Source organism: Flammeovirga sp. MY04 (genome assembly GCF_001682195.2).
Lineage (GTDB): Bacteria > Bacteroidota > Bacteroidia > Cytophagales > Flammeovirgaceae > Flammeovirga > Flammeovirga yaeyamensis.
Window position 1 is genome coordinate 1,437,710 of sequence record NZ_CP003560.2, and the last position, 17,845, is coordinate 1,455,554.

15 protein-coding genes are annotated in these 17,845 nt (G+C 33.2%); 5 read left to right on the forward strand and 10 right to left on the reverse strand.

Annotated elements, in window-relative coordinates; all coding sequences use genetic code 11:
- Positions 1-76: 76 nt before the first annotated feature.
- Together MY04_RS05840 and ftsH are read right to left on the reverse strand one after the other, a co-directional pair.
- Positions 77-301 carry a hypothetical protein gene (locus tag MY04_RS05840; RefSeq protein ID WP_066207587.1) on the reverse strand — a complete coding sequence of 75 codons (225 nt, stop codon included), beginning with the start codon at positions 299-301 and terminating at the stop codon, positions 77-79.
- Positions 294-2,297 (reverse strand): ATP-dependent zinc metalloprotease FtsH, encoded by a 2,004-nt coding sequence (gene ftsH, locus MY04_RS05845; protein WP_066207589.1) that lies wholly within the window; start codon positions 2,295-2,297, stop codon positions 294-296. Before ftsH ends, MY04_RS05840 begins: the two co-directional genes overlap by 8 nt.
- Before the next feature lie 282 nt (positions 2,298-2,579).
- On the opposite strand from ftsH, the gene MY04_RS05850 reads away from it, so the two are divergent.
- Positions 2,580-3,689, forward strand: coding sequence for a tetratricopeptide repeat protein (locus MY04_RS05850; protein ID WP_066207591.1), 1,110 nt, complete (start codon positions 2,580-2,582; stop codon positions 3,687-3,689).
- Positions 3,690-3,745: 56 nt separating this feature from the next.
- Here the strand turns inward: MY04_RS05850 and MY04_RS05855 are convergent, their stop codons facing one another.
- The 8 genes from MY04_RS05855 to MY04_RS05890 all read right to left on the reverse strand — a co-directional run bounded on the left by MY04_RS05855 (position 3,746) and on the right by MY04_RS05890 (position 11,850).
- Entirely contained in the window at positions 3,746-5,515 is a 1,770-nt protein-coding gene (locus tag MY04_RS05855; protein ID WP_066207594.1) for a tetratricopeptide repeat protein, read from the reverse strand.
- Between the two features lie 164 nt (positions 5,516-5,679).
- Positions 5,680-6,684: a sugar phosphate nucleotidyltransferase gene (locus MY04_RS05860; RefSeq protein WP_066207596.1), complete on the reverse strand. Its 1,005-nt coding sequence runs from the start codon at positions 6,682-6,684 to the stop codon at positions 5,680-5,682.
- A 17-nt stretch (positions 6,685-6,701) separates the two neighbouring features.
- Entirely contained in the window at positions 6,702-7,136 is a 435-nt protein-coding gene (gene dut, locus MY04_RS05865; RefSeq protein ID WP_066207598.1) for a dUTP diphosphatase, read from the reverse strand.
- A complete protein-coding gene (locus tag MY04_RS05870; RefSeq protein ID WP_066213077.1) occupies positions 7,136-8,644 on the reverse strand; it encodes a lipopolysaccharide biosynthesis protein in 1,509 nt (502 codons plus the stop codon). The genes dut and MY04_RS05870 overlap by 1 nt, the downstream gene beginning before the upstream one ends.
- Before the next feature lie 69 nt (positions 8,645-8,713).
- Positions 8,714-9,490, reverse strand: coding sequence for an enoyl-CoA hydratase-related protein (locus MY04_RS05875; RefSeq protein ID WP_066207599.1), 777 nt, complete (start codon positions 9,488-9,490; stop codon positions 8,714-8,716).
- An 88-nt stretch (positions 9,491-9,578) separates the two neighbouring features.
- The gene (locus MY04_RS05880) at positions 9,579-10,574 is read right to left on the reverse strand and encodes a tetratricopeptide repeat protein (RefSeq protein ID WP_066207601.1); all 996 of its coding nucleotides are present in this window, start codon (positions 10,572-10,574) and stop codon (positions 9,579-9,581) included.
- A gap of 45 nt (positions 10,575-10,619) precedes the next feature.
- Positions 10,620-11,423, reverse strand: a complete 804-nt coding sequence (locus MY04_RS05885; RefSeq protein WP_066207603.1) for an OmpA family protein — start codon at positions 11,421-11,423, stop codon at positions 10,620-10,622.
- Positions 11,424-11,556: 133 nt separating this feature from the next.
- Entirely contained in the window at positions 11,557-11,850 is a 294-nt protein-coding gene (locus MY04_RS05890) for a hypothetical protein (protein ID WP_066207605.1), read from the reverse strand.
- A 196-nt stretch (positions 11,851-12,046) separates the two neighbouring features.
- On the opposite strand from MY04_RS05890, the gene MY04_RS05895 reads away from it, so the two are divergent.
- The 4 genes from MY04_RS05895 (at position 12,047) to MY04_RS05910 (ending at position 17,783) form a co-directional block, all read left to right on the forward strand.
- On the forward strand, positions 12,047-13,339 hold the full coding sequence (locus MY04_RS05895; RefSeq protein WP_066207607.1) for a tetratricopeptide repeat protein: 1,293 nt from the start codon (positions 12,047-12,049) through the stop codon (positions 13,337-13,339).
- A gap of 73 nt (positions 13,340-13,412) precedes the next feature.
- On the forward strand, positions 13,413-15,353 hold the full coding sequence (gene gyrB / locus MY04_RS05900) for a DNA topoisomerase (ATP-hydrolyzing) subunit B (protein WP_066207609.1): 1,941 nt from the start codon (positions 13,413-13,415) through the stop codon (positions 15,351-15,353).
- Between the two features lie 111 nt (positions 15,354-15,464).
- Complete coding sequence (locus tag MY04_RS05905; RefSeq protein WP_066207611.1) at positions 15,465-16,409, forward strand: lysophospholipid acyltransferase family protein; 945 nt, start codon at positions 15,465-15,467, stop codon at positions 16,407-16,409.
- 309 nt (positions 16,410-16,718) lie between these two features.
- On the forward strand, positions 16,719-17,783 hold the full coding sequence (locus MY04_RS05910) for a PorP/SprF family type IX secretion system membrane protein (RefSeq protein WP_066207613.1): 1,065 nt from the start codon (positions 16,719-16,721) through the stop codon (positions 17,781-17,783).
- The last annotated feature ends 62 nt before the right edge of the window (positions 17,784-17,845 follow it).

Consider the following 17,845-nt stretch of genomic DNA (forward strand, 5'->3'; position numbering starts at 1 on the left):
AAAATACAGTTAGTAAAAAAGGATTGGAATAACATCCCAATCCTTCAATATGTAAAAATTTTACGAGATTTGTCAATTAAATCCCTTTTATTTTCACGTTGTTATCTTTTAAAACACTCCTAGATTTGTCTTTCACATACTCTATTTGAGTGCTATCTATTTGATAATCATCACTAAAATTCTCAATGAATATATCGAATGAGATAAACTCTAAGGGTAACATTCCAGACTTAATTGAATGTTTTAATTTTTTGACTTCACGATCAATAAGTTGATCGATTTTTTCTTCTTTTCTAATCATGTTCCACTAATCTTGGCCCAAGAATACGATTTACATCGCTTTCGTCCAAAATTTCTTTCTCTAAAAGGATGCCAGCAAGCTTTTCAAGGTCATTGTTTTTTTCTTTTAAGAATTCTTTAGTTTCTTCGTAACACTTCGCAATGATTGCTAAAGATTCTTGATCAATTTGTTTCTCAAGGTCTTCTGATCTTCTTATACTTTGCCCACCATTTCCTAAGAAATTATTTTGTCCTTCCTTTTGCAAGGATAAGTTCGGGAAATGTTCGCTCATACCATAAACGGTAAGCATTGATCTTACAATTGAAGCTACTTTCTCTAAATCATTGGATGCTCCAGTAGACACAACACCAAATTTAATTTCTTCTGCTGCTCTACCACCAAGAAGACCTTTGATTTTACCAATTAGTTCTTCTTTACTCATTAAGAAACGGTCCTCTGTTGGGGCTTGAAGAACGTATCCCAAAGCACCCGAACCTCTTGGTACAATAGATACTTTACGTACTGGATCTGCTCCTTTTGTAAAGTGACCTACTATAGCATGACCAGCTTCGTGATAGGCTACAGTTCTTTTCTCCGATTCATTAATAACCGCATTTTTCTTTTCTAGACCTGCTACAACTCTTTCGAATGCGTCAAAGAAATGGTGGTGATGAACTTCTGTTTTACCCTCTCTTGCTGCTAGTAAAGCTGCTTCGTTACAAAGGTTGGCAAGATCTGCTCCTACAAAACCTGCTGTTTGTGCAGCAATTTCTTCTAAGTTTACATTACCCCCTAATTTAATTTTTCCTGAGTGTACTTTCAATATCATTAGACGACCATTAAGATCTGGTCTATCTACTTGTACCTGACGGTCAAATCGTCCAGGTCTCAATAATGCTTTATCCAATATCTCAGGTCGGTTGGTAGCACCCAAAACAATGACAGTTTGGTCTGCTGCAAATCCATCCATTTCAACCAAAAGTTGATTTAATGTATTTTCTCTTTCGTCATTTCCTGACATACCGTTAGAACCACGACTTTTACCGATAGCATCTAATTCATCAATAAAAATGATACATGGTGATTTAGCTTTGGCTTGAGTAAATAAGTCTCTCACTCTTGCTGCACCTACACCAACAAACATTTCAACAAAATCAGAACCAGATAATGCATAGAAATGTACACCTGCTTCTCCTGCTACTGCCTTAGCCAATAAAGTTTTTCCTGTACCCGGAGGGCCTACAAGTAAAATACCTTTAGGAATTTTGGCTCCAAGGTCTGTATATCTTTCTGAATTTTTAAGGAAGTCAACTACCTCTGCTAATTCTTGTTTGGCTTCATCGCAACCAGCAACATCATTAAAATCATGTAGATGTTCTGCGTCAGAAGCATAGATTTTTGCTTTACTTTTTCCGACATTGAGGTAGTTGTTTCCTCCACCTCCTCCCATGCCTCCACCTTTGGTCATTCTTCTCATAAAGAAGCCCCAAATGAAGATTAGGATTAGGAATGGAACTACCCAATTGGAAATAAAATTACCCAACCAATCGTTTTCTATTACCCCTTTATAGTCAATACCCTTTACCTGTAAATCATGTACAAGGTCTTTATCATCTAATTTGATAACATAGAATTGACGGGCTAATTCTTCTTTCCTCTTCTCATAGTTTAGACGCATACTCCAAGGCGTTGATTTCCCTTCTGGATTGAGATGCCACAAACCACTTCTCGTATTTGCAGTTGCTGTATCTGTTTCTGCTTCGGCTGCCTCTTGCTCTTCAACTTTTTGCAGTTGTTGATCTATTTCAGTTGAATCCTCCTCTTTTTTTACCTTACCATAGATTTTCTCATCAGAAATTACAATATGTTCTATTTTGCCTTTATCAAGATTCTCTCTGAAATCGTTGTAAGACATTTCTTTCATATTGGGACCTGAAAAAAATAGGGTTTCTAAAAAGAGCATTCCACCGAGAATACTGAGAAAGTACCAAATGGAGAATTTAGTTGTGTTTTTCATTAAACTAGTAAGTTAGGATTAGTTACAATCGGCACATAGCAATCATGTAGTCGTTTGAATTAATAGTTTGAAAATAAATAGAATTTTTTAGAAATAAAAAAGCCTGACGCTATGAGCGGCAGGTTTTCTACTAGTGTCAAATTAATTATCTTTAAAACGTATTGCTACGTTGTATATTTCTTTTTGATTTTTATATCTTATGTATTGCAAAAATATTAAAACTTTAGCTCAAACCAATATTTTTTTTGCAAAGAAGCATCTTTAAAGCGATTTTTAAGATATATGAATGAATTAACAGCATTTGCTTTTTCTTTCAAAACTTTTAGTGAAAAAAGAAAAAGTAATTTCATAATACCTAAGCTAGGTAATGTAAATGAGCAAGGAATTACGTTAAACAATGAGTTAATCGTTTATCATGATATTCTACGTATAAACTATTACAAGGGTTATCTTGTAATTACATTTGTTAATTATCCGATCATTGGTAAGTCCATTTCTGAATGGTTAATCAAGAAAAATAATTGTATCATCATTAAATCGGATATGATCAAAGAGATCAAATTAGCTTTTGATATTTTTCAAACCAGAAACGCTAAAAATAAAAGAGTGTGTGGCTTTTGTGATAATCCAATAGATTGGGACAATCACTTTGAAACTCAATATCAATACTGCGAAGAATGTCATTCTATAAGCGATAAGCACGGTCTTCTCATCTCAAATGGAGAACAATTTGATATTTGTCCAGAAACTGGTTACTACGATCGATTAAGGAAACGAAAGCAATACCAATACTATTATTGGAAAGGAAAAATGTATTGGACCACCACTTCTACCTATGGAGGCGATAATTTAGGTATAGAGTTTTTCCATAAAAATATTTTCAAAAATATGATGTTCTTAGTTGGACTACCGGGAACTATCATCGAATGGTACAAAGCAAATGAAGGGCATCACCCTGATTTTACTGAGTTAGCAGAAGCTAATTTTTCAAGTAGATGTGGAGAAGTAAAGGAAGCAGCGGACACTTATACCAAGATGCAAATGCGTTTACCTTATTTCCCCGCTTTACATTACAATCTTGCGTTGACTTACTTACAAGCTAATAATTTAAATTTAGCCAAGCGCTATTTTCAAAAATCATTAGAAGGATGTGCGAACTACACTCCTACGATTAAGATTTTAAAATATTTATCAGAAAAGGAGAAATTGATGGATGTTTCACCAAATCCAGCTTCTGATAGTCAAGCAATGTATAATTCGGAAGATGAAATGACTCAAACAGAAGAATATCAAAATGATATAAATGAGGGCATTCCTCCTATGGGGCAAAATCAGTTTAGTAATTTTGATTCTGATTTTTTAGATAATGAAGAAAAAGAAAATCATCCATAAAATTTTACTCTTATGGATGATTTCAAATTTATTTTTTAGATATAAGATAAGATCTTTTATTCGATGTATTTTTTCTGACTTATTTTTTCATCAATTTGTTCAGATAATTCACCTCCAATTTCTTTTGCCTTTTCCCATTGACTTACAGCTTCGTCTACTTTTCCTAATTTGAAAAGTACATCACCATAATGTTCGATAACGGTACCTGATTGTGACATTTCTGCCGCTTTCTTTAAATGCATTGCCGATTTTTCGTAATCACCTTTAACAAACAAAACCCATCCATAGGTATCAAGGAATGTATCGTTTTCCGGTTCCGCTAATATAGTCTGATGAGACATCTCTTCAGCCTTTTCCAAGTTTTCTTTTCTAAGTGATAAGAAATAAGCATAGTTATTTAAAACATAGACATTTACAGGGTCTACTTTTAAAACTTCATCATATTTTTTGAATGCTTTATCTACTTCATCCAACTTATAATAAGCATCTCCTAATTGAGCATTAAAATCTGTTCTTAAGCTTGGATCAACGACTACGGTTAAACCTTGGTTAAACATAACAACAGCTTCCTCATAATCTTCCTTACTCATTTTTGCTGTGCCACTATACAAGTAAAGTAATGGCTGATTAGGAAAGTACTCAATCGCTAAATCTGAGTGTACATCTACTGAATCAAATTGTTGTAATTCCCAATCAATTGAAATTACCTGTTTCCAAAGCTTAAAATTGTTTGGATTCTTGTTTAATGACTTCATGTAGAAAGTACGAGCAGCATCATATTGTTTTTGAGAAACAAGATAATCTGCATTAAGCGAAAGAATTCTATCGTCTTTAGGATGAGCTTTTAAGGCGATATTGATTAATTCTTCTGCTTCCTGACGTTTCTTTTCATTATAAGTAAACTGTAAATATCCATTCAAGATATTGTAGCTTTCGTCTGTAAGAGCATCACTACAGCTAAATGCCACCTTAAGTTCTTCATAATACTTATCCGATTCTCCTCTGTTTCTGTAGATATTCGCTAATAGAAAATGAACTGTACCTTCATTAGGATGATTTTCAAGAATAGGTTCAAGAATAGCTAAGGCTTCATCTGTTTTATTATTTCCTAAAAGAAGTCTTACTTGTGAATATTTAAATTCCAATTCATCAGGATAGGCTTTTATCAACTTCTCTCCTTCTTTTAAAGCAGCATCTAAATCCCCTAAACGGATGTATATTCTTTGTTTTTGCCTTACGATAATATCATTAATACCGTATTTGCTTTCTCCAATATCAAAGTATTCGATAGCACTTCTTGGTGCTCCCATTTGAAGGTATAACATAGCAATCTGGAAATAAGCTTCCTCGTCATCACCTGTTACTTTAATCTGCTCCTCTAACACACCCAATGCATCTTTGTATAAAGAAAGCATTTCGAAGTTTTGAGCAACTAATTTGTAGTAGTATTTATTATTAGGGTCTAATTCCAATGCTCTTTTGGCATACTGATTAGATTTTTGATAATTTTGAAGTTTTTGATAAGCTAATGCCGTTTGATATTTAATCCCATCATCTTTTGGATTTAGGGTATTACATTTCATCAACAACTCAATAGACTGATTATATTCTTCTAATAAGTATTCGTTTACTGCATAAACAAATAGCTCTTCAGCTTTTCTTAAATCCTTTTTTGATGGTTCCTCAATAGAGACCACCATAGTATCTTTAGCCTTTTTCTTTTTTTTATTTTTCTTCTTCTTTTGTGCAAAAGCAACGTCACATGACAATAAGCCAAGAAGAAATACCAACGTGAAGGTAATTAAGCTAAAAGAGTATTTTTTCATATTTCTTGAAATCCCAAAAAATGTAGTAACGGCATTTTCTGCCAAATAAACTTTACTAATATAACAGGTATTAGATTAAGATACCTAAATCTACAAATATTAGTAAACGAAAAAAACAGCGTATATAAAATTATACGCTGTTTTAGTATATAATAAGAGAATTCTTATTCTTTTACCGATGTAAAGTCACCGATAGATAAATCTTTTGAACGACCTCTGTATACTACATGGTTACCCACTACAGAGTTTTCAATATTCACTTTTCGAATATCAGAATCTTCTTGAACGATTGAGTTTTGTACTACAGAGTTTTCGATGATTGTATTTGATCCAACAGATACATATGGTCCAACTACAGCATTTTTGATGCGTACATTTTCTCCAACATAAACTGGAGATATTAAGACTACATTATCCAATTCAGAAGAATCGTGTACTAATTCTTGATCTTCGATGTAAGTCAAATATCTTTGGTTCGTATTTACGATGGCATCTTTATTACCACAGTCTAACCACTCTTCTACAGTACCAGGCTTTAATTTAGCCCCTTTTGCTTTTAAGTTTTCTAATGCACCAGTTAATTGATATTCACCATCATTCATGATATTGTTATCAACTAAATATTGCAATTCAGCTCTTAAGCGTTCTCCTTCTTTAAAGAAATAAATACCGATAATTGCTTGATCAGAAACGAATTCTTGAGGCTTTTCTACAAAGTCTGTGATAAATCCATCGTTATTTAATTTCACTACACCAAATGCAGAAGGATCTGCCACCTTTTGTGTGTAAATGATACCATCTTCAAATTTATCAATAGAGAAGTCTGCTTTGAATAAAGTATCTGCAAAAGCGACGATAATATTACCGTCCATACTATCTGCAGCACACAAAATAGCATGTGCAGTACCAAGAGGTTCATCTTGATAATAAATAGTGCCTTTTGCGCCTAATGATTCAGCAATACCTACTAATTCTTTTTCTACAATTTCCCCAAAATCACCAATTACGAAAGCAATTTCTTCTAATTTTTCATCAGACATTGCAGCTAAATCTTCCACCAAACGGTGAACTATTGGTTTACCTGCAATTTTAACTAATGGTTTTGGAGTAGTTAGTGTATGTGGACGTAGTCTCGAACCACGACCAGCCATTGGTACAATAATTTTCATATATCAGTATTTTACTATTATTTTTTTCCTGTGCTACCGTATCCACCGGCTCCTCTTTCAGTATCAGATAATTCTTCTACGGGAACCCATTCTACAGTTTCATGTTTAGCAACAACCATTTGAGCTACTCTTTCGCCGTCTTTGATTTCAAAGTCATCATTAGATAGATTTACTAATAATACTTTTACTTCACCTCTATAGTCAGCATCAATCGTACCAGGGGAATTTAGTACTGTTAGACCATGTTTGAATGCCAAACCACTTCTTGGTCTTACTTGTGCCTCAAAACCAACTGGTAGCTCAATGTATAAACCAGTAGGAATTAACTTTCTTTCTAGGGGTTTTAAAATGATAGATTCCTCAAGCACTGCTCTTAAATCTAAACCAGCGGAAGCAATTGTTTGATATTCAGGCAAAGCGTGATGCCCTTTATTTATTACTTTTATTTCCATTATTTCGTTGTATTCTCTCGATTACCAAATACTCGTTTTAAAAAATTTCTCTCAGAAATTGCGATAATGATTATAAATCCGATAAACAATACATTCTGAGTAATCAGCTGTGGCCAAAATTCTTGTTTTGGCAAATTAAAAAACAAAACTAAAAACGCTCCTCCCAAAATCAAATAAAATGAGATCATTTTTACATTATATGGGATGGGATAATATTTATTTCCTAAAAGATATGCAATTACCATCATACTGAAGTAACAGACAAATGTGGCTATTGCACTTCCATAAAAGCCTAAAAGTGGAATTAATATAAAGTTTAGCGTTAATGTAATTCCTGCTCCTATGAAACTAATGATAGCACCATATTTTGTATTATCTGTGACTTTAAACCAAACAGATAAGTTATAGTACATTCCTAAAAAGATGTTAGCCATTAAAAGTATTGGCACTACAGGCAATCCGATTAAATATTCTTTTTGTCTGATAAAAATAGAAGCCAACCATTCTAAATTAGCAGTTACACCTACTACCATTAGCATTAATACTATGACAAAGTAATACATGATGTTGGCAAAAACTTTTGGAGAATCTTTTGAATTTGCCTGATTAAAAAAGAATGGCTCCGCAGCGTATTTGTAGGCTTGTACCGTAAATGTTACAAAAATTGAGAGTTTGTAGCAAGCTGAATAAACACCCAAAGCATATTCAGCATCACCAAAAGCATAAAAATCATTTGGTAATAAAATTGGAATCAATATTCTATCGAAAACTTCATTTACAGCGAATGCTAAACCTGAAAAAAGTAATGGGAAACCATATTTATAATAAGGTTTCATCGACTTCCAAGACCATTGGAGTTTAACCTTTAGGATTTTATCAGATAATAATATTAGAATGCTGACTTTTGAAATCAAGTTGGCTACAAATGAATAACCTAATCCAAATTCAGGATCATAATATTGACCCAATAAACTTGTTGGTTCTGCAGCAGCATATAGATCTTTAAATATGACTAAGAATAAATAATTTAGCCCTACTGTTAATAGTACTTCAATTATTTTTAGAATCGCAAATCGTTTGGCTTTACCCTCTACTCTTAGGCTTGCAAAAGGTATTGCTAATATGGCGTCTACCGCAAATAAAGTAGCAAATACTTTTATGAAAGTGGAAGAGTTATCATAGTCTAAATACGTAGATATGTATGGAGTACATATCCATAATATCCCAGAGAATAGAACTGACGTAATAATCACTGAGGATAATACTTTTGAGAATACTTTATCTTTATTCTCCTTGTCTTTGGTAGCAAATCTAAAATAAGTCGTCTCCATACCATAAGTATAGATCACATTAAATAGAACAGCATAAGAATAAAATAAAGATAGAATACCAAAATCGTCAGGGCTGAAAACCTCAGTATGGATGGGGACTAACAAGTAATTAATCAACCTCATTAGGATGGTTGTTAATCCGTATATAATTGTATCAGATAATAATCTTTTAAACATTCTAAGAACAGAAAAACCTCTTTGCACAAATAAATTATACAAAGAGGTCTATTTCAATATTTTATTAAATTACTTCCCTTGGAAGTTCGGTTTTCTTTTTTCTAAAAAGGCAGTAGTACCTTCCGTAAAATCTTCCGTTTTAATTGCACTAGCAAACGCATTGGCTTCCGATTGATAACCTGCTTCATTTTTTGTTGATGCATTTACACAATCAATTGCATGAGCGATAGCTAAAGGTGCTTTTGCTAAGATCTTATTGGCTAAGGACTTTGCTTTATCCATCAATTCTTCTTGAGGGACCACATGGTTTACCAAACCAATTTCATATGCTCTTTGAGCAGAAATCATATCACCTGTAAAAATTAGTTCATTAGCGATACCCTTTCCAACTAATTGTGGTAAACGTTGAGTTCCTCCATAACCTGGAATTATACCTAAAGAGACTTCTGGTAAACCGAATTTTGCATTATCTGAAGCCACACGAATATGGCAAGCCATAGATAGTTCACAACCTCCGCCTAAAGCAAAACCATTTACAGCTGCAATTACAGGTTTAGGACATGCTTCAATACCATTAAAGATTTCTTGTCCTTCCTCAGAAAACTTTCTTGCATTTAGTTCATTCAGGTCTTTAAACTCTGAAATATCTGCACCTGCAACAAAAGCTTTCTCACCCTTTCCCGTGATAATTACTGCTCTTATGTCTTGTTCATCATAAGCCATTTCGAAAGCACTTTTTAACTCTTCTAAAGTTTTTCCATTTAGTGCGTTAAGCTTACTTTCTCTGTTGATTGTGACAACAAGCAAACCTTCATTTTTCTCTAAAAGAAGATTTTGATATTCCATATGGTAATAATTTCAGTTTTGTTAGCGTTTGATTATAATTAAAGATTTACATCCTCTCAAACTCTATTCATCAATAAATGTAAAAAACTTATTTACATTTTTGATAAATACTATCTTCAAATTTATATTTTTTTTCTTGAATGCTACTTAAAAATTGACAAAATGTTGATTTATGTCCTACTAATTTCAAGTTTTCATAGACATTCTCTAATATCTCATTAACACTTGAGTTATTAAAAAGTTCTTGTGATGAGTATTCTTTATCTAAGATGAGTGTATTTGCTATTATCGTAGGACTTAATTTATAATCTTGTTCATTGTAATATAAGGCCATATTGAAAGACTCTTTCGCTTTATCAAATTGTTTGCTTAAAAAGTAAGATTCTCCTAGGTTATACCGATACATCGAATTAGTTGATGACATAGATACGGCCTTTTTAAAATACTTTGATGCTTCTATTAAACGATCTTTCTTCATGGAGATCATTCCTAAATTATTATAAGCTTCATGTCTCAATTCGTTAATTTCAACAGCCATTAAAGAATAATGGAATGCCGAGTCCAATTGATTTAGTTTATAATAGGTATAGCCTAAATTAGTATATAGCACATCATTATTAGTTGTAGATGTTCTCAATGTGTGAAGATCTTTCAGTGCGTCATCAAATGACTCTAAATCTTGATAGAGAGTTGCTCTATTTAATAATAGTTTATGATTATCTGGCTCACACTCTAATCCTTTATCCAAAAAGTCAATGGCATTCTGCGTATTTTTTTTAGAGTAATGAAAATTGGCCAAATTATGATAGGCATCTGTAAAACACGAGTCATGATAAATAGCATTTTGATACGCTTTTTCAGCCTCTTCGTGATTATTCAAAGCAAAATAAGCCACCCCCAAATTGTTCCATGCGTCTGAGAATGTACTATCTTGTTGGATACTCATTTCTAATTGTATAACCGCTTTTTGATACTCCTTTTGTTTTAAAGCATCTCTACCTTTAATAAAGGAAGTATTCCTTTTGTTCTCTTGAATACAAGAGAAAGTTGATAATAAAATCAGTGCGTAAAATATATTCTTCATAGCTAAAAAAACCGACAAAACAATTTTTGTCGGTTGCAAATATATCTAGTTTAATGCTTTTATAGAAACTCGTCGGTTTTTTGTTCGACCCTTTTCAGTATCGTTAGACTCTAATGGCCTTTCAGATCCCCAACCCACTGTTTCTAACCTCGATGGATCGATTCCTTTTCGTATCAATTGTTTCTTTACTGAAATTGCTCTATCTAAAGATAGCTTTTTATTGGCTGAAACACTACCCACATTATCGGTGTGTCCTTCTATACTCAATTTAAGCTTTGGAGCATATTTCTTCAATAATTTAGCTAATTCGTCTACCGTTTGCTGAGAAGCTTTTGATAATGTAGCACTACCAGTTGCAAATTGGAAGTATAAATCCATAGAACCTTGGGATTTCAACAACTCCAACATCTCTTGAGCAGTTTCCGCTTCTTGTATCTTATCTTGACCGATGATAGTCACTGTGTAAGATTCTCCTCCTTCATGTGTTTCTATAACACACCAAAACTTTTTAGTATTGGATTTAATTTGAAAAGAACCGTAATTATCTCCTTTGTATAATGGCTTACCTCTTAAAGATCTAACCTTATCAAAATAAGTCTGTAAAATTTGTTGATTGTTAGGATGTTTCCCTGCAGACTGATATTTAAAAGTTGCAAAAGTTTTATTACCTGCCAATGGAATTATATCTACATCACTCATTGGAAATTCAATTTCATCCGGCTTTTCTTCGCTATAAATCATATCATAACCACTTAATTTTAAAATCATGGGGTTAGAAGATACACCTTGTGAGAATGCTGTTAATGTTATCAATAAAAAATTTAATCCCAATAAGAATTTCTTTTGCATTACAATATCTTTTAAGTCTTTTACTTTTGATTAGCAAAATACGTGCAATTTAAATCAATTTTGAGGATTTGAGTAAAAACAATAAAAAAAGCCATTCATTTTGAATGGCTTGTATTTTTTAATAATGAATATTCTAGTTTAGGGAAAATGTTGGAACAGCTGGAGATGCCATTTCAGCAATACTTAGTTCCATTATTTTCATCTCTACAAAATCGTAAAGCTTAAAAGCGGCCAATAGGTTATCTACTTCATCTTCTGATGCAGCATCCATGGTTAACCATGCACGTTGTGCGTTATCAGACAACATGAAAGATGAAATAATACCCTCATTCATCATATCACCGATTTCTTGATATTGTGATGGTAATAGATCAATTAATTCTTGATCCAAAACTTCCGGTAAAATGATTTCAACAATAAATTTCATATATTTTTATTAGTGATAAGTAACAAGATTATCTAAAAAAAATAACGATTCCAATTTTTTTTAGTTTACTTCGATGATAGTTATTAAAAAACTTTGTGATGTATCACATAATCAATCGATTTTTTAAAGAATTCATTTTTTAAGACACTTGAGTATAAACAATATACATATTAAGACTGTATTTTTTATCATTTATTTGATTTCTAACATTGATTTTGTCATTGCCCAAAAGGTGGATACCTCATTTCCTAAAGAAGAGATTGATACTTATTTAGGTAGTCTATTATCCCCTTCTCCTAATGAAAAAACATATTCTTATCCGAAAAATCGGTTGTATTCAGATAATCTTCTTCTGATTAAAGGGTTAGTGGAAATCAAAAAAGGAAATTACTGGAGGGCCTATTGGGACTTAAAAAAGAGCTATCAATCTTCAATAAAAAAAATTGAGAACGATTCGACTGATATCATTTCGAAATTAAACGCAGCCATCATTTCTATTGCAATTAGTGAAGTACCCAACGAGTATCATTGGCTTAGAAATTTTTTAGGTTTTAGTCCTTTGGATTATACTTTACAAGAAAAATATATTTTAGAAGCCAAAAAGAATGCTTCTGAATTTATCAGTTTACAAGCTTATCTCACCGAAATTTTAAAAACATCTTTCCTATTAAAAGATAGAGAACAATCGTTTCAACTCGCTGAAGAAATTAAAAAGAAATTTCCTGATAATAAGTACGTAAAGGTGGCTTTAGGGTGGATCTACATAAAAATTCATTATCCTGAATTATCTATTCAAGAATTAATTGATTTACCTGCAGATATCAAATGGTTTGGTTATTATAATTATGTGTTGGGAACTGCTTATTATTATGCTGAAGAATATCAAAACGCTAATATACATTTCAATACCTACTTACATCACTATTCAACTGACTATGTAAAGGATATTTATTACAAAAAGCTCATCATGGATTGGTTTTCAAAAGAGAATAAATCATTTAATGAAGATTTAAAAGATAGTGTCTTAAATGAAGGCGGAACCTACATGAATCTAGATAGATATGCTTTGAATTTTGTAAGCAATCCCCCCTATCCAAATCAATGGATTACGAAGTCAAGAATACTCTTTGACGGGGGAAAATATGATCGATCAATAGAGGTTCTACTGCAGGTAACAATAGATACATTACCTCAAGTAGACAAATTAGAATATTATTATCGTTTAGGTCGATCAAATCAGGCACTAAATGATACAACTTTAGCAATAAAATGTTATCTTGAGGTGCTAAAATTTGAAGGAGATAAACCAAAAGTCTATTATCCTGCAAATGCAGCTTTAAATCTAGGTATTCTTTATGAAGGCTTAAATGATAAACACAATGCTGTAAGATATTATCAGAAAGCTTTAAACTATCCTAAACATCCTTACAAAAACAGTATAGATGCGGAATCCAAAAGAAGATTAAACACCTTGAATGCGAGCAAGTAAGCACTCGAACTGTTTTTCTTGTTGTATTTGAGTGTAAAAAAAGTTAGTTTCGCAGATATTTTTTAATAAAGATATGGAAGAAAAAAAAGACAATTATTCAGCCGGTAATATCCAGATCCTTGAAGGTTTGGAAGCTGTTCGTAAAAGACCAGCCATGTATATTGGAGACATTGGTATTAAGGGTTTACATCACCTTATTTGGGAGGTTGTAGATAACTCTATTGATGAAGCCATGGCTGGCTATTGTACAGATATTTATGTTACTGTAAACGAAGACAATTCAATCACTGTAAAAGATAACGGTCGTGGTATCCCTACGGATATGCACCCTAAAGAGAAAAAATCTGCTTTAGAGGTCGTAATGACTGTACTTCACGCTGGTGGTAAATTCGATAAAGATACATACAAAGTATCAGGTGGTCTTCACGGTGTGGGTGTATCATGTGTGAACGCCTTATCTAAAGATCTTAAAGTTACAGTACATCGTGCAGGGAAGATATTCCAACAAGAATATAAAACAGGTATTCCTCAATATGACGTAAAACAAATTGGCGAAACAGACATTACAGGTACAGTCGTACAATTCTGGCCAGATTTGAGCATCTTTACTCATGGGGTTTACAATTACGATACAATTGCTACTCGATTAAGAGAATTGGCTTACCTAAATGCAGGTATTAAAATTCACTTTAAAGATCTTCGTCAAAAAGATGAAGAAGGTGAATATATTCAAGAAACTTTCTTCTCAGAAGGTGGCTTGAGTGAATATGTAATGTACTTAGATAGCACTAGAACTTCTCTTCTACCTGACCCTATTTTCATGGAAGGAGAAAAGGCGAATATCCAAGTTCAAGTAGCAATGACTTACAATACTTCGTATTCTGAAAATGTGTTCTCTTATGTGAACAACATTAATACATACGAAGGTGGTACTCACGTTGCAGGTTTCAGAAGATCATTGACAAGAACATTAAAGTCTTATGCTGATCAAACTGGCTTACTGGATAAAGTAAAAGTAGATATCTCTGGCGATGACTTCAGAGAAGGTCTTACTTCAATTATCTCAGTGAAAGTTCCTGAACCTCAATTTGAAGGTCAAACAAAAACAAAATTAGGTAACTCTGAGGTTGCTGGTGCTGTAGATTCTGCAGTAACTGAAACGCTTAAGACGTTCTTAGAAGAGCATCCAAAAGAGGCTAAAAATATTGTACAAAAAGTAATTACTGCTGCACAAGCTCGTCATGCTGCAAGAAAAGCAAGAGAGATGGTGCAACGTAAAAACGTTCTTACAGGAACAGGTTTACCTGGTAAACTTTCTGATTGTACTGAAAAAGATCCTGCGGCTTGTGAACTATACCTAGTAGAGGGTGACTCAGCAGGTGGTTCTGCTAAGCAAGGTCGTGATCGTATGTTCCAAGCGATTCTTCCATTGAAAGGTAAAATCCTTAACGTGGAAAAAGCACAAGAGCATAAGATCTATGACAACGAAGAAATCAAAAACATTATCACTGCTCTTGGTGTACGTTTCGGTACTGAGAATGATGAGAAAGAATTGAATCTTGAAAAACTTCGTTATCACAAAATTATCATCATGACCGATGCCGACGTCGATGGTTCACACATTAGAACATTGATTCTTACTTTGTTCTTCCGTTACATGAAACCATTGATCGAGCAAGGTTACCTTTATATTGCACAACCTCCATTCTACTTAGTAAAGAAAGGTAAGCAAGAAAAGTACTGTTGGTCAGAAGAAGATAGAATTAGAGCGATCCAAGAATTCGGAGGCGATGAAGGTAAAGTAAACGTTCAACGTTATAAGGGTCTTGGTGAAATGAACCCAGAACAGTTATGGCACACAACTATGGATCCTGAATTCCGTAGTATGAGTAGAGTAGATATTGAATCTGCTGCCGAAGCTGATCACCTATTCTCTATGTTGATGGGTGATGAGGTTGCTCCAAGGAGAGACTTTATCGAAAAAAACGCACGCTACGCTAAAGTAGACGTTTAATTCGACAACATATATTATACTTAGGGCAACGGATAATTATTATTCGTTGCCTTTTTTACTAAACCCCTATTTCATTTGTCATATTTAAATAGAGGTGATAACAAAAATAAAATGAGTCAACACAAAGGTTGGAAAAAAGTAAAATATGAGCTCATCTATTGGGCCGTGATCTTCTTTTTAAAAGTGGCGAATCTAATTCCAAGAAAACTTTTGATGTGGAAGTTTTCTATGTTGGGTGGCTTTGCCTATCATGTAATGCCTGGCACAAGAAATTTATCCATTAAGCATTTAAAATATGCTTATGGTGATGAATTATCAGAAAAAGAAGCTAAATCAATTACTAAAAGGGTTTTTAAAAATCTTGGTAAAAATTTTACGGATATTATCCGCTACCCTTCTATGAGTTCTGTTGAGGATATCAAAGAAATTATGGAAATCAGTGGTGAAGAACATCTTAAAAATGCTTTGGATAAAGGAAAAGGAGTTGTTTTCTTAACTTGTCATAGAGGAGCATTTGATATGGTGGGATATTATATCAACCTAAACGATTATCCTTGTATTGCGATCGGTGCTAAACTTCATGATGACAAATTAAACGAGTTGGTAGTGAATAATAGAAGAAGCAATCGAAACGGACGTGCTGATTTTGTAGAAAGAACAGATCCTAGAGGTTCCATCAAGATGTTTAAAATGTTGAAAGATGGTGGAATGGCTTTTCTATTAATTGATCAGGATACCAATAAAGTTCAGAATACTTTTGTTGATTTCTTTGGTAAGCCTGCAGCCACTCCTATTGGGGCAGCAATGTTAGCATTAAAGGCGGATGCTGCTGTAATTCCTGCTGCTGTGAAACTTCAAGAAAATGGCAAACATATTCTTGAAATTAGAGAAGAAATTCCTTTGGTTAGAACAGGTGATAATCAAAAAGACATTCAAGTAAATACCCAAAATATGTCGTTGGCTTTAGAGAAATTTATCCGCGAAGCACCTGATCAATGGGTATGGTTTCATGAAAGATGGAAAACAAAACCTGAAGAAGATGTAAGTAATAGCTAATTCGTTAGCTTTAATAATAAAATAAACTGCTGTTCAATTTTTATCATAAAATGATCAGCAGTTTTTTTATGTAAGAAAATTAGTTGGATCAATAACCTTTTTGACACCACAATACCAATATCAGGAAATAATACAATTTTTTCAATGTAAATCATATGTGATAAAAACTTTAAATAATTAAACTATTGGGGAACTTTTTTTCAATCCAATAAAATTCTAAAAATTATACTATGTGTAATTTTTAGATTCATTTCGAAGAAACGATTTTTTTTCAGATTACGTTTTCTTGATAAACCACCACTACGAAAAATGAGACCTAATTTTAAAAACTATTGCAGCTATCTGATAATACTTATAAGCGTATTAATCTATGGCAAAACATTTGCACAAGACACCCAATTTTCTCAATACTATGCTACTCCTCTCTATTTAAATCCTGCCCTAACAGGTAGTACCGGAGAAACCCGTGCTATTGTCAATTATAGAAATCAATGGGTTGGATTACCGGCAGGGATTCAGTCTTTCATCGCTTCTTTCGATCATAATTTCAAATATAAACGGTTTTCACTTGGAGCAATTATTAAAAATGATAACTACGGTGTAAACGAAGGAACTCCATTAAAACATTCCTCATTTACTGCATCTGGTTCGTATACTATTCCTATCAATAAATACACAGGGCTAAACGTAGGATTACAAGTAGGCTACGGACAGAATAAACTTGATATTGCTGCTTTGGTATTCAATGATCAACTTGATTCCTTTGGTTTTACAGGTGGAGCCACCAATGAACCCTTTATTCATTCTCAAAGATCTTATGCAGATGTCAACTCTGGAGTAATGCTTTATGGAGAGAAATATTGGGTAGGCATTGGTTATTATCATATGAATAGACCTAATATTTCATTTATAGGCGAACGTAATTTTCTTCCTTCAAGAATCACAATAGAAGGTGGGTATATGATACCGCTTGAATACAAAGGACATCGTACGCATATTCCTGATTACAAAAGAAAATCTATGACCCTTGCGGTACATTACCAATCACAAGGCAAAAACGATCAATTAAGTATTGGAGGTTATTTCCATTATCAACCATTACTTATAGGTGTTTGGTATCGTGGTCTTCCTCTAATCAAATCAGCGGAAAAAGACAATGCGGTAAATCACGATGCTATTGTACTGCTAACAGGTGTAAAAATTGGTAATCTAAACTTTGGATATAGCTACGATATCACTATGTCAGACCTACCACAACAGCATGCTAATTCACATGAAATAAGTCTTCAATATACATTTAATCTGTACAAGGACTATAGAAAAAAACCAAAACGCAAACCTATGGATTTACCTTGTCCATCCCCTATTCTATAAGAATAGTACAATTTATATTTTTACTTTGCTTGCTTTTCTTACATCAAAACTTCATAATTAGT

Coding starts and splice junctions, on each gene's coding strand:
- MY04_RS05840 (WP_066207587.1), bottom strand. CDS start 301: ATGATTAGAAAAGAAGAAAAAATCGATCAACTTATTGATCGTGAAGTC.
- ftsH (WP_066207589.1), bottom strand. CDS start 2,297: ATGAAAAACACAACTAAATTCTCCATTTGGTACTTTCTCAGTATTCTC.
- MY04_RS05850 (WP_066207591.1), top strand. CDS start 2,580: ATGAATGAATTAACAGCATTTGCTTTTTCTTTCAAAACTTTTAGTGAA.
- MY04_RS05855 (WP_066207594.1), bottom strand. CDS start 5,515: ATGAAAAAATACTCTTTTAGCTTAATTACCTTCACGTTGGTATTTCTT.
- MY04_RS05860 (WP_066207596.1), bottom strand. CDS start 6,684: ATGAAAATTATTGTACCAATGGCTGGTCGTGGTTCGAGACTACGTCCA.
- dut (WP_066207598.1), bottom strand. CDS start 7,136: ATGGAAATAAAAGTAATAAATAAAGGGCATCACGCTTTGCCTGAATAT.
- MY04_RS05870 (WP_066213077.1), bottom strand. CDS start 8,644: ATGTTTAAAAGATTATTATCTGATACAATTATATACGGATTAACAACC.
- MY04_RS05875 (WP_066207599.1), bottom strand. CDS start 9,490: ATGGAATATCAAAATCTTCTTTTAGAGAAAAATGAAGGTTTGCTTGTT.
- MY04_RS05880 (WP_066207601.1), bottom strand. CDS start 10,574: ATGAAGAATATATTTTACGCACTGATTTTATTATCAACTTTCTCTTGT.
- MY04_RS05885 (WP_066207603.1), bottom strand. CDS start 11,423: ATGCAAAAGAAATTCTTATTGGGATTAAATTTTTTATTGATAACATTA.
- MY04_RS05890 (WP_066207605.1), bottom strand. CDS start 11,850: ATGAAATTTATTGTTGAAATCATTTTACCGGAAGTTTTGGATCAAGAA.
- gyrB (WP_066207609.1), top strand. CDS start 13,413: ATGGAAGAAAAAAAAGACAATTATTCAGCCGGTAATATCCAGATCCTT.
- MY04_RS05905 (WP_066207611.1), top strand. CDS start 15,465: ATGAGTCAACACAAAGGTTGGAAAAAAGTAAAATATGAGCTCATCTAT.
- MY04_RS05910 (WP_066207613.1), top strand. CDS start 16,719: ATGAGACCTAATTTTAAAAACTATTGCAGCTATCTGATAATACTTATA.